The sequence below is a fragment of the Streptomyces sp. NPDC102259 genome, assembly GCF_044766465.1.
GTDB lineage: Bacteria > Actinomycetota > Actinomycetes > Streptomycetales > Streptomycetaceae > Streptomyces.
This window is the reverse complement of sequence record NZ_JBIWMA010000003.1, coordinates 497,723-510,313: the sequence shown is the minus strand read 5'-3', so window position 1 is coordinate 510,313 and position 12,591 is coordinate 497,723. Positions and strand designations below refer to the sequence as shown.

General features: G+C 68.5%; 7 protein-coding genes. 3 read left to right on the top strand and 4 right to left on the bottom strand.

Translation table 11 applies throughout. The features are described from left to right. Positions 1–66: 66 nt before the first annotated feature. Positions 67–1,008, top strand: coding sequence for a homocysteine S-methyltransferase (gene mmuM / locus ACIRPU_RS10955; protein WP_403864639.1), 942 nt, complete (start codon positions 67–69; stop codon positions 1,006–1,008). A gap of 116 nt (positions 1,009–1,124) precedes the next feature. On the opposite strand, the gene ACIRPU_RS10950 is transcribed toward mmuM, so the two are convergent. The 4 genes from ACIRPU_RS10950 to ACIRPU_RS10935 all read right to left on the bottom strand — a co-directional run bounded on the left by ACIRPU_RS10950 (position 1,125) and on the right by ACIRPU_RS10935 (position 8,840). Continuing rightward, a complete protein-coding gene (locus ACIRPU_RS10950; RefSeq protein WP_403864636.1) occupies positions 1,125–2,801 on the bottom strand; it encodes a carboxylesterase/lipase family protein in 1,677 nt (558 codons plus the stop codon). 92 nt (positions 2,802–2,893) lie between these two features. Then, a complete protein-coding gene (locus tag ACIRPU_RS10945) occupies positions 2,894–4,141 on the bottom strand; it encodes an alginate lyase family protein (RefSeq protein ID WP_403864633.1) in 1,248 nt (415 codons plus the stop codon). Positions 4,142–4,188: 47 nt separating this feature from the next. After that, entirely contained in the window at positions 4,189–7,320 is a 3,132-nt protein-coding gene (locus ACIRPU_RS10940) for an alginate lyase family protein (protein WP_403864630.1), read from the bottom strand. After that, on the bottom strand, positions 7,317–8,840 hold the full coding sequence (locus ACIRPU_RS10935; RefSeq protein WP_403864627.1) for a glycosyl hydrolase family 28 protein: 1,524 nt from the start codon (positions 8,838–8,840) through the stop codon (positions 7,317–7,319). Before ACIRPU_RS10935 ends, ACIRPU_RS10940 begins: the two co-directional genes overlap by 4 nt. A gap of 1,151 nt (positions 8,841–9,991) precedes the next feature. Between ACIRPU_RS10935 and ACIRPU_RS10930 the strand changes: the two genes are divergently transcribed. Both ACIRPU_RS10930 and ACIRPU_RS10925 read left to right on the top strand, forming a co-directional pair. Continuing rightward, on the top strand, positions 9,992–11,005 hold the full coding sequence (locus tag ACIRPU_RS10930) for a hydroxyacid dehydrogenase (RefSeq protein WP_403864624.1): 1,014 nt from the start codon (positions 9,992–9,994) through the stop codon (positions 11,003–11,005). A gap of 212 nt (positions 11,006–11,217) precedes the next feature. Continuing rightward, entirely contained in the window at positions 11,218–12,312 is a 1,095-nt protein-coding gene (locus ACIRPU_RS10925) for a LacI family DNA-binding transcriptional regulator (protein ID WP_403864621.1), read from the top strand. The last annotated feature ends 279 nt before the right edge of the window (positions 12,313–12,591 follow it).

Here is a 12,591-nt window from a genome sequence, read left to right as displayed (position 1 = left end):
GTGGTCACCGCGTTCATACACCGGACGGATCCGACCGTCCTCCGCCCCTTCGACTAGCGTCGTGGCATGACCAGCGACATCCCTGCTTCCCCGGCCGAGACCTCCCTCGGCACAGCTCTCGCCGTCGGCGCCGTCGTCCTTGACGGCGGTATGTCCAACCAGCTCGAGTCAGCCGGGCACGACCTGAGCGACGAACTGTGGTCGGCGCGGCTGCTCGCCGAGCAGCCCGAGGCGATCACCCAGGCGCACCTCGCGTACTTCGAGGCGGGCGCGAACGTGGCGATCACCTCCAGCTACCAGGCCACGTTCGAGGGCTTCGCCAAGCGCGGCATCGACCACGCCGAGGCTGCCCGACTGCTGGCGCTGAGCGTGGAACTGGCCCAGGAGGCCGCCCGGCAGGCCCGGCACAAGGGCCTCGCTCACCCGTTGTGGGTGGCCGCGTCGGTGGGGCCCTACGGGGCGATGCTCGCGGACGGCTCCGAGTACCGGGGCCGCTACGGGTTGAGCGTCGAGGAACTGGAACGTTTCCACCGTCCCCGGCTGGAGGTCCTGGCCGCCGCAGCGCCTGATGTGTTGGCGCTGGAAACGGTTCCCGACGCCGACGAGGCCGAGGCGCTGCTGCGGGCGGTACGCGGGCTCGGCGTGCCCGCCTGGCTGTCGTACTCGATCGCCGGCGACCGTACACGCGCCGGGCAGCCGCTGGAAGAGGCGTTCGCTCTGGCTGCCGACTCCGACGAGGTGATCGCGGTCGGGGTGAACTGCTGCGCCCCGGAAGACGTCGAAGCAGCTGTGACGACCGCGGCTCGGGCGACGGGCAAACCGGTCGTGGTCTACCCCAACAGCGGCGAAGTGTGGGACGCGGATGCCCGCGCCTGGAACGGCCGGTCCACCTTCACCGCCGAACAGGTCCTGGGATGGCGGGAGTCGGGGGCGCGTCTGATCGGCGGCTGCTGCCGGGTCGGTCCGGAAGCGGTCGCATCGATCGCCCGCACGCTGATCTCCGTGTAGCTCTCCGGCCACCCGCCCGCCGCTGCTGACCTCCGCCACGGCACTCGCGGGGTGACTCGGTTTCCGACGTAACGTGGAAACCACTTACCACCCCCAGCGCCGCGGTGGCCCGGCGGTCAGCGTCCTCTCACTCCCCCGGCCCGGCGCAGTCGGCGCATCGCGGACCTGAGCTCCGTACTACGCAGGGTCTTGCCGAGCGGCGGATCCGGCGTCGCCGTCCCGTCGATGGGTTCTCCCGGTGGAGCGCTCGCTGCCTCCGCGGCCCACAGGGCTAGCTCACGGTCCTGGGGACCGTATGCGGTATACGACATACCGTCCACCTCGTGCGCCATACTGTCGTCCTCATACCGCCCGCCGTCCACCTCGCCGAAGATCCGCACGGGATGCGCCGGTCCCCAGGCCTCCCAACCCGGGTCGCCCAGAGCGACGAACCGGGTCCACGCCCCGTGCATCGCGTCGGCGAGTTCCTGGGGGGCACCGTCCCCGGCGAGTTTCGCGGACTCGGCCGTCTCGCCGGTGTCGAAGACGAAGCCGAGCTCGAGGGCGTGGCAGGCACCGAGGCCGGGCCGACGCGAGGACCAGGCGAACTCGTACACATAGGACGACCCGGGGCGAGCTTCGGCCAGCTGTTGCAGGGGGCGGCGCAGCAGGTTGTCGGTGACCATCTGGCCGACGATCTCGGCGGTGCCGGCCTCGGGGTGCAGGGCGCGGTAGCCGCGCGGCACCTCGTGGCCACAGTGACAGCGGGCCATGGCGCCGGCGAGGGCGACGGCCCCCAGCCGGTCGACGCGCTCCATCAGACCGCCCGGGACCAGCCACAGCCGGTACTCGTCCCGAGTCCAGCCAACGAGGAGGTCGACGCCGGGTGCCGCGTCCCCGGTGACGAGTGCCTGAAGAGGGTCGCGCGGAACGAGGTCGCCGTCGACGATGATGCCGAAGGCGGGCCCGCCCAGGACGGGGCTGCTGAGCCGGCCGACCTCCGCCTGGGTGCGCAGCAGCAGATCCCGGTCGACGGCGGCGAAGGCCTCGGCGGTGGCGGGGATCTTCAGCCGGGTCGCCATACGGCGGACCATGCGCCGGACCTTGTCCCGTTCGAAGGCCTCCGGGGGTCCGCTCTGGAGGATGGCCCGTCGGAACAGGCCCTGTGCCTGCGGGGCCGCGATCAGGGCTCCGGCGCTGATGGCTCCGGCGGACTGTCCCGCCAGGGTGACCCTGTCGGGGTCACCGCCGAAAGCCCTGATCGAGCGATGCACCCATTCGAGCGCGGCGAGCTGATCACGTAGACCGGGATTCGCGGGAGCATCCGGGAACAGTCCGTAGCCCTCCACCCCCAGCCGGTAGTTGATCGAGACGAAAACGATTCCATCGCGGGCGAAGTTGCGTCCGTCGTAGACCGGCACTGCCGAGGAGCCCCTGGTCAGGGCGCCGCCATGCAGCCAGACGAGGACGGGAAGCCGCGCGGCCGGGCCTGGCTCGGGCGTCCAGACGTTGAGGTTGAGGCAGTCGTCGCCCGCCACGACGGGGTCGGACAGGTACTGGGCGAAGGCTTCGGAGTACGGCGGTTTCGGCGGCGTCGCGCCGAAGGCTCCCGCGTCGCGCACCCCGTCCCAGGCCTCGGGCGGAACGGGCGGCCTGAACCTGCGGGCCCCGAAGGGGGGCGCCGCGTACGGGATCCCGCGGAAGGCGGCGATGCCGTTCTCGTGCCTCCCGCGTACGGCCCCGTAGGGGGTCGTGACGACGGGGTCGGGGTCCCCCTGGGCCTCGGCCCGTGGGAACGTCTGGTCTACAGCCATCTGCTCACCAGCCCTTCGCCGCGCTCGCGCACCGGTATGACCAGAGCACCACAACAACACGCGGTATTCCGGTGCACGAGCCTGTGGCAGGGCTATTTGGCGTACATCAGGGTGCCGAACCCGAGCTGGTCGTAGCCGCCGCTGGTGGCGCCGTAGTCCCCGCCGCCGCCCTCGGGGGCGACGGAGAAGCACATCTGGGAGATGTACTTGTCGTCGAGGGACAGGCGTCGGTTGTAGTGGTAGTGGAGCATCGCCCACACCGGACGGACCTGCCCACGCGACGAGGTGGAGATGACGGTCTGAGAGTTCTGCGCACAGTTCTGCCCGCTGCCCCAGGTGTAGGTGGTGAAGGGCACGTCGTTGCCGAGGTTGTATGTGGCGACGTACTGGGCGGCCTTCAGGAACCGCTTGCTGTCGTAGGAGTAGAGGTCGTCGCCCTGGTTCCAGGCCATCTCGCAGATCGCGCCCATCTGCCCCATGCCCATCACGGTGTGCCCCTGGTCCCGGCCCGACTCCTGCCACTGGCCGAGGGCGTAACCGTCCGCATCCGTGTACAGGTACGGCACAGCGTGTGCGATGGAACCGTTTCCCGCGCCGGACCTGGCGTAGGCGACTGCTTGGTCGTACTTGGCGGAGTCCTCGTTGAGGATGCCGATCGCCAGGATGGAGGCCGTGTTGCAGAGGTCCCAGTTGGCCCAGTAGTTGGTGATGCAGGCGTCGTTGTGGTGGGTCAGGAAACTGTTGTTGAGCGGGTAGAAAACGTTGACCATCATCTCCTGGAAGGCGGACAGGTCGAAGCCGTCGTACCCCCGCATCAGCTCGGCCACGTTGGCGAACTGCCAGCCGTAGAGGCCGGCGGCGAGGAAGCGGTCGGCGTTCCCGATGACCGCAGTAAGCGTTTTCGCCCAGGCGTTGAGGATGCTCGCCGCGCACCGCGCGTTGGCTTCGGTGCCCCCCACCCGCCAGCGCAGGGCATTCTGATAGGCGGCGGCTATGTCGTTGTAGAGCAGGCTGTAGTTCTCGCCGGTGCCGCCGCGGATGACCGTCGCTGTCGCCCTGGGCGTCCAGCTGGACAGCGAGTGGGGGTTGGCGGTCAGTTTGTTCCAGCCGGACAGCCAGGGATCGGCCCCTGCCGCGACCCTGACCTTGGCACGATTGATGTCACCGGCGTTGTGCAGCATGCCGGGGTGGGTGAAGGCGGCCGGCGCCGCGTCCGCCGTGGTGGTGGTGGTGGCGCTCGCGCCCAGAGCGAGTGCGGCGGTGAGACCACCGACGGACCGCAGCAGTCCGCGACGGCTCACACGGTGGTCATCTTCGTGGTGGGGGGATGTGCGGCTCATGGAGTGCGGCTCCCATCGTGGCGGATCCGTGGGGGATCCCGGGTTGGCTAGGCCGAGGTGACGATCACCTCGGCGAACCGTGCGGTGCCGAGGGCCAGCGGGCTGCGGGAGCAGACCACCAGGCCCACGTAGTAGGCGGCGTCGCCGAAACCGGGGATCGAGCCCTCGGCAAGGAGGGCCCAGGTGACGCCGTCGTCGGCGGAGACGGAGGCGGCGAATGCGGTTCCCGCGCGTTTCAGCCGCAAGAGGAGCGGGAGTTGGACGTCGACCGCGCCGGAGAAGGCGGAGGCGCCGGCCGCCGTGGGGCGCAGCATGAGCTGCGCGGTCGTACCGCCGGTGACGATCAGACCGGCCGCCTGGTCGAACGGCGACAGGGACTTGGCCATCAGCAGACCGACCCTGTCGGCGGTCGCCCCTTCGCGGGCGAGCAGGCGCGCGACGATCTCACCGTCCCCGGACATGCTCCGCCGGGCGAACTGTCCTGTCATGCCTTGCGAGTTGACATTGAGATCGACACCCGATCCGCGTACGACGAAAGTCCCGTCGTCGTACGCCGTGTCGCCGGGCGTGAAGACGGCGACGGCGCCGAAGGTTCCGTAGTCCCTCGGCTCGAGAACCACGTCACCGAGGTCGCCGTACGTCCAGGGAGCCGGAAGAGGCCCGGCTCCGACGCGGATCGGCTTGGCGGCGGTCACGGAGAGAACCGGCGCAACGGCGCTGCTCGGCTTCGAACGAGGGCCCCGGCCGGATGAGTTGGTCTTGGAAACAACGTAGTAATACGTCATCCCGGCGGTGCCGCTCGCGTCGATGTAGCGGATGCGAGTGCCGAAGCCGACCGGCCCGACGGCGGTGGCGATCGTCCGGTAGGAGCCATGCGTGCGTGAGGCGCGCAGCACCGTGTAGCGGGCGGACAGGTCGGAGTCGGTCCACGTCAGGCGGACGCCGTCGGCGCCGGTGGTGGCGCTCAGGTCGGCGGCTGTGCGGGTGGGACGAGGCGTGCGCCAGACGTCCTCGCTCGCCCCGGTGACACTGACGTTGTCGAAGGCGCCGGTGCCTGTCTCGGCGTACTCCTCGGCCATACCGAGGGAGGAGGTAAGAACGAGGCCGGCGTATGCAATATGCGACATATCGTCGACGTCCGTCGTACCGACTACGGTCCACTGCATACCGTCTGGCGAGATGGATCCTGTGCAGCGTCGGCCCTTCCGGGTCACCCGCACCCAGTACGGCGCCCGCATGCGATATCCGTCGCCGGCGCCTTCGACGTAGGGGGCCTGGATCGGGGTGGCGGACTCGGGCAAGGCACCCAGGTCGGAGATCGGGAACGAGGCCTTGCTGGTGATCGCCTCCTGTTGCGACGGGGGGACGGGCGTACTCCCGGTCGCCGAGACGGGCAGCCCGGCGCTCGGCCGTACGGTCCACACACCGCTCCATGTGTGCAGGGGCAGCCCCTGGATCAGCATGGACGCGTGCGCCGCGTCCGCGTCCAGCGAGGCGCGGACGGTGACGCCGATCTTGGAGTACTGGGAGCTGAGTGGCCACACGATGCGGGCGGTGACCGATCCGTCGCCGCGCAGAGGGAGGTGCACGAGGCGAGAGGAGTCGGCGTCGCCGGAAGCCTCCAGCAGGAACCGCTCGCCGTCGAAGGTGGCCGAGCCCGGGATCGCGACGGCGCCGACGTCGGTCGTCGACCACGGCCCGGGCAGCCCGGCGGCAGCCGATGTCACCATCGAACTCCCGCTGATGCCAAGTGAGTTGGCTGCGGCGACCAGGTAGTGGTAGGTGCGCCCCGCCCGTACGTCGGTGTCGGTGTACGCAGGCTTTGGAACCTCGGTCGCGAGCCGCTCGAAGGGGCCCTCGGGGGCGGTCCCGCGCAGGATCGTGTAGCCGGCCGCCCAGGTGGACGGCAGCCATGACACCGTGACGGACCGTTCCTCCCCCACCGCCGTGACACCGGCCGGCGATGCCGGGTCGGTCGGGGTGGGGGTGGTCGCGCCGGCGTAGGCGAAGGTTCCCCAGCCGGGCAGGTCGTCGTTGCTGCCCTCGACGACTCGTACGCCGCCTGCGCCGCGAAACACCGCCGCCCGCGTATAGGGGGTTTCCAGGCCTCGGACTCCCGCGTAGTGCGCGTGGTACATCTCGTAGATCGGAGGCAGGGTGCCACGTCCGGTCGCCGAAACCGCCTTCTTGATGTACTTGCCCGTGCGGTCGAGGTCAGGGGTGAAGGGGACTTCGCCACCGAGGTTGTAGCGGGCGGCATACTCGGCGCCGGCAAGAATACGGTTGCCGTCATAGCTCCACAGGTCGACGCCCTGGTTCCAGGCGACCTGGGCGGCGTCGCCCATGAGGCCCACGGCTAGCTGTTCGTGGCCCTGATCGCGACCGGTCTCCTGCCCCTGTCCGGTCGCCGCGACGATGCGGTGGGCCACGCTGCCGTTTCCGGCGCCGGCCGCGGCGAACCGTAGGGCGTCCTCGAAAAGGGTGCGTTGCTCGCAGAACACGCCGATGGCCAGGATGGACTGGATGGCCGTCAGGTCCCAGTTGCCGTTGGCGTAGAGCATGTACCCGGAGACTGCGGGATACCAGACGTCCAGAAGGGACTCCGCGCAGCGGGAGATGTCCGAGTCGGTCCATCCGTCATAGCCGGTATGGCGGAGGAGTTCGGCCGCGTTGGCGAACTTGAAGGCCTGGAGGCCGGCGCCGAGCGGTCCGTCGGCTCCGGTGATCTTCGTGAGGGAGGCCGTCCAGGCGTTGAGGATGTCGCGGGCCTTGTCGGCGTGAGCGCGCTCTCCGGTGACAGCCCACAGCAGTGCGTTCTGATAGGCGGCGGCCGAGTCGGCGACGGCCTGGTTCATGAAATGGGTGGGGCCGCGGCCCCAGGAGGTGATCTGGCCGGTGTTCTGGATGAGGTAGGCAGTCTGCGATCGGCTGTGTGCGGCGAGCGCGAGGAATCCGTCGTAGACAGGTGACTGTCTACCGTCGACTGCGGACTTCATACGTGCGAGGTCGGCTGCGCTGTGCAGCAGACCGGGGTGGGTGAAGGCGAACGTGGAGCCGTCACCTGCCGTCCCCGCAGTCGCTGCCCCCCGGGCCGCAGGCGCGAAGGGGATGCTCGCGCCCGCGGCGAGCAACAGTGCCGTGGATGACTTCAGCAGGCCGCGGCGACTGATGTCGCTCATTGCGCGACCGCCTCTGCCTCTGCCGTGGTGAGGAACTTGGGGTTCAGAACATGCTCGTTGTAGAACCACTGCACGGCGTCGGTGGTGTAGTACCAACTGGGCTTCTTCATCGAGTCGGCGATGACCTGCCCGTTGATCACCAGGTTCTCGAAGGTGACGTTCCTGATGGCGTGCTCGGTGTCGTAGCCCAGGAACAGCGACGGGTTGGCGTGGGTGCCGCGGTAGCTGAGGTTCTTGATGTAGACGTCTTCGATGCCGCGGCCGACCGAGGTGTTGTACTTCGTGTTGTACATGATCCGCATGTGGATGACCTGGCCCCAGCGGAAGTCCTCTATCCGTACGTCCTCGATGCGGACGTTCTTGATGAGGTTGGAGTCACCGGGGTTGAGGGCGATGCAACCCTGGTATCCCATCTGCGGCTCACGATGGTCGAGGATGTCCAGGTTCTTGATGACGAGGTTCTCGATCACCTCGGGAGCATCGGTGTTGCCGTGGGTGCCGACGTTGATGGGGTGGGCGACGTCAGCCCAGAGGGTGCAGTTCTGGATGGTGATGTCACGGGTGTCGCCGTAGTAGTCCCAGCGGTGGGCGTAGATGGCGAAGCAGTCGTCGGAGTTGCGCATGAAGCAGCCGTCGAAGACGATCCCGGTCGAGGAGAAGACGTCGAAACCGTCTCCATTGCCTTTCGAGCTGAACGAACGGGCCTTCTTGACGTGCACGTTCTCGCTCTCGCCGAACGTGCCCGCGTATCCGTTGGGGTTCATGATGATGACGTCCTGGACGCGGATGTTCTTGCTGCCCTCGCAGAGGATCCCGCCGGGGCCGGCGTAGAGCATGCCGTGGCCGGTCAGAGCGGCCTTCTCGACGTCCTTGAAGAAGACCTGGGCGGTGAGGACGGCGCCACCGGCAAGGTGAACGGTCTTGCCGCTGGGCACGGTGAGGACGTTGCCGGTGACCGTGTGCACGCCGGGGCCGAAGTAGATCACGTCGGGGTCGTCGGCGCAGGGCGGATGCGGGTCGATGCCGTTGGTGATGACGTGTAGGCAGTCGAAGATCTCGTCATTGATCTGCACGACCACGTCGCGCGGCTCGTCGAGGGTGAACCGAAGCGTGTCCCCTAGGAGTTCGGGCGCAATACCCAGCGCGTCCGGCCGCACTCCGGCCTTGGTCGCGCCACCCTTGAGGTAGGTGATCTCCAGCTCCACGGAACCACGGAAATCGAAGTACACCATCGAGGTGTTGTAGACCTTGCCGGAACCGGTGGTGGCGTTGATCTCCTCCAGTTGAGGCCGGTAGATGTCGAGGGTCCGCCAGTCGCCGTCAGGGGCGGTGCGCACACGCACCTTGAAGCTGGTGTTGGTCGGCAGGGTGGCCGGGCGAGGGTAAGTGACCAGCTTGGAGGGGGAGTTGCTGTTTTCCGCGTGAGCCGCCGTGGCCGTGAGACCCCCGGACAGGCCGGCGGTGAGCACGGTGGCGCCGGCCGCCTGGAGGGCGGTGCGACGGGACAGGGGCGTGTTCATGCATGACTCCTTGCAACGGTAGGTAAGGGGTTACTTCGAAATCCGGAACGTCGGACTACTCGAGGCCGGACGTCGCCATCCCTGCAACGAAGGCTCGCTGAGCGACGAGGAAGACCAGCCGGACGGGCACGGCGTACATCACCGGTCCAGTTCCTCCCTCACGTCCCGCGCCGCCCAGTACGGCGCATCCACGGAACCGACACCGCACAGCAGGTCGGGCGGGCCGTCCCTGGTCGTCACCCGAGCAGCTGGGTGATGTCGTACCTGACGGTGACGGTCTTGACGCCGCTGTTCTTCTGGGCCTGCTCGATCAGTTCCGGGGAGATGTCGTCGGGCATGACCCTCGACGTGACGGTCTCGCCCGGTCCGCCCACTCCGCTCGACGCCCGCAACGCACACCCGTTGAGGGTCGCCGTGCCGACCCCGACGCCTTCGACCGCCGGGGAGAGGAAGCTCGGCGGCTGGGAGAAGTACCGACGTGGAAGCGCATGGGGAGCCTCGGCTTCTGTTTCGGGAGGACGTAAGCGTCCCGGACTCGGTGGAGTGAGCGTTTCGGACTCGGTGGGCGCGAGCGTTACAGTCGCGGAGCGCGAGGCAGTAACAGGTAGGAACCGTTTGCTACGACGAGGTGGCCAGAGCTTCTTCCGCTCCCGGTGGCCCGTCAAGGGGCCCCGCAGACTTTCGAAAACTCCGAGCGCGCCCCAGATACGTCCCCGCCTGCGGACAGTTGTCACGTCGACTATGGACGGCGACTCCCCGACCTGCACAGATCGGAGTAACTGCCCCTACGCGCATCCCGGCACCAGCCGACCATGCCATGCCGGCCGAAGCGGTCCATCGGGCGCGCGACTTTCGACGAGACCGCGACAACCGGTTGCTAATGCACTGCCGTACCGCACGCTGATCCAACACCCCTCATCCCCCTCTCGCCCTTCACGCCTCGCCTGTCGGAAACAGGTTCCACCTGGCCTCGCATCCGACGGAGCCAGCCCTGAATTCCGCCTCAAAAGCCGCTCTGAGGTGCCCATTTACTCGAGAGCCATCCGAAAGGCTTACCCCTGGCGACCCTCGACCGATTGACCCCGCCTCTGCGCCAGATCTACGGTAGAAGACGCTTTCAGAAAACGTTTCCCACGCACCTCAGGAGAGTCATGCCCAGCGCCCAGCTGCCCAGGGCCGTGTTCGCCATGGATCCGGTGCACCTTCCTCTGCTGTTCCCCCCGCCCCTCGTGGCCCGACTGCGGCGGGCGGCCGAGATCGACCCCGCGCTCGTCGTCAGGGATTTCACAGAGCCCGCCGCGGCGTCTGCGCTGGCCGGTGCCGAGATCCTGATCACTGGCTGGGGCTGTCCCCGCCTCGACACGGACATCCTCGACTCGACACCTCGGCTCCGCACGGTCCTGCATGCTGCGGGCTCGGTACGCCCCTTGGTCGGAGAGGCCCTGTGGGACCGAGGGGTGACCGTCTCCAGCGCGGTGACCGGCAACGCCGTCCCGGTCGCCGAGTACACACTCGCGATGATCCTGCTCGCCGGGAAGGACGCCTTCGTCCATCGTGAGCGTTTTCGCCGCACCCACGCCCAGCCGACCCCCGCCGAGACCGCGGCCACCGGCAACCTCGGCCGCCGGATCGGTGTCATCGGCGCCTCGCGTGTGGGGCGCCGCCTCCTGGAACTGCTGCGTCCGTACGACTTCGAGGTCCTCCTGCACGACCCGTACGTGGACGCGGCGGAGGCCTCAGAACTCGGTGCGCGGCTCCTCTCTCTGGAAGATCTTCTGCGACACAGCGACATCGTCAGCCTGCATGCGCCCGATATCCCCGAGACCCACCACATGCTCGACCGCGCCCGTCTCGCCCTGGTCCGTGACGGCGGCGTGCTGATCAACACCTCTCGGGGCGCCCTCGTCGACCACTCCGCCCTCACCGACGAGCTCGTCTCCGGTCGACTGCATGCCGTCCTGGACGTCACCGAACCCGAACCGCTGCCCCCAGGCTCTCCCCTGTACCGGTTGCCGAACGTGTTCCTCACCCCGCACATCGCCGGCTCCCTCGGAAACGAGTTGGAACGGCTCGGCCGCATCGTCGTCGAGGAGCTGGAACGCCTGGCCGAGGGCCTGCCCCTCGCCCACGAGGTACGCCACGCCGACCTGGCCCGAGTGGCGTGATGCGCAGGTCCACCCCGTTGGCGAGGTCTCTGGCCACGGCGATGACCGGGGTTATCCACAGGCCGGTCCCCCTGGCAGACCGTTGGGATACGGTTCCCGCACCAACGGGGGGCCGGGCCCCGGCCGTGCTTTGACCAGGCCACGGCGATGTCCGCGAGCGTGGCCTCCATGGCGCCCTCGTCGGCGCCCACGAACAGTGAAGGAGCCGCAACGTGAGTCAGCGCAGGACGACGGGTGACGCCGGCCGGGCGACCATACGGGATGTGGCGGAACGCGCGGGTGTGTCCGTAGCAAGCGTTTCCCGCGTGCTGTCGGGCAACTACCCGGTCTCCGAGGAACTGCGGCGCCGCGTGATGAAGGTCGTCCGCGACCTGGACTACGTCACCAACGCGCACGCCCGCTCCCTGGCCGGTGGTGCCACTCCGACGGTGGCGATACTGATCAACAACATCACCGGCGCCGCGTTCGCCCACGTGGCGAAGGGCGTCGAGGGTGCGGCCACCCTGCGCGGCTGGCTGTCGATCGTCGGCACCACGGGCGACGATCCTGAACGCGAGCTCGCGCTCGTCAACCTGATGCGCCAGCAGGGCGTCGACGCTGTGGTCCTGCTCGGCGGCGCCTACGACTACGACGAGTACCAGCTGCGTATGGCCCGGTTCGCCCGTTCCCTGGACGCGGCCGGCTCGCATCTGGTCCTGGTGGGCAGGCCACCGCTGGAGGGAGACGTCCCGGCCACGACCATCGACTACGACAACGAGTCCGGTGCCTACGCCATGGCCAGCCACCTGCTCTCGGCCGGCCACCGGCGAATCCTGACCCTGCCCGGTCCGGCTGAACTCACCACTGCTCAGGGCAGGTTGAAGGGTGCCCGACGAGCCTTCGAGGCATACGGGGTGCCGTTCGACGAGGGGTTGGTACGGCACGGTCCGTACGACGACGAGCACGGGTACGCCGCGGTGCAGGCGGCTCTGCACGAGCCTCCGGACTTCACCGCCGTGCTCGCGGGCACCGACATCGTCGCCGCGGGGGCCATGCAGGCACTGCGCGGGGCAGGTCTGCGAGTGCCGGACGACGTGTCGATCACGGGCTACGACGACATCCCCCTCGCGTCCCAGCTCACCCCTCAACTGACCACGGTGCACGTGCCTTACGAGGAAATGGGCCGGGTCGCCCTGCGCGCGGTGGCCGACCGGCGGCAGGGGCCCGGGGGCGGCGCCCGGCGCAAGAGCGGAGACGCCGAGCACTTGGTCCTGGGCACCCATGTCGTCGTACGGGACTCGGTGCGGCCGCCCAAGCGGCGTAGGTGAGCCGCAGCGTCCGCAGAGCGCTGATCATCGATCTGTTTCGTAACCGTTTTCCCTGCGTCTTCCGTGTGGGCGGGCCTCTCCGGAGGCTCTGCCACGGAACTCGACCCACTGCTGAAATACGCCCCTGAGCTGCTTCTATAGAAGGCATCATGGGCTCTCCGCACCGTACGAGGCTCCACCGCGACGCACCGACGCAACATTTTCCTGCGCGCCCCTTGATACAGCCGAATCTCTCGGCCTACCTTCGTAGCAACCGGTTACTACAACTTCCGCTATGCC

Coding starts and splice junctions, on each gene's coding strand:
- mmuM (WP_403864639.1), top strand. CDS start 67: ATGACCAGCGACATCCCTGCTTCCCCGGCCGAGACCTCCCTCGGCACA.
- ACIRPU_RS10950 (WP_403864636.1), bottom strand. CDS start 2,801: ATGGCTGTAGACCAGACGTTCCCACGGGCCGAGGCCCAGGGGGACCCC.
- ACIRPU_RS10945 (WP_403864633.1), bottom strand. CDS start 4,141: ATGAGCCGCACATCCCCCCACCACGAAGATGACCACCGTGTGAGCCGT.
- ACIRPU_RS10940 (WP_403864630.1), bottom strand. CDS start 7,320: ATGAGCGACATCAGTCGCCGCGGCCTGCTGAAGTCATCCACGGCACTG.
- ACIRPU_RS10935 (WP_403864627.1), bottom strand. CDS start 8,840: ATGAACACGCCCCTGTCCCGTCGCACCGCCCTCCAGGCGGCCGGCGCC.
- ACIRPU_RS10930 (WP_403864624.1), top strand. CDS start 9,992: ATGCCCAGCGCCCAGCTGCCCAGGGCCGTGTTCGCCATGGATCCGGTG.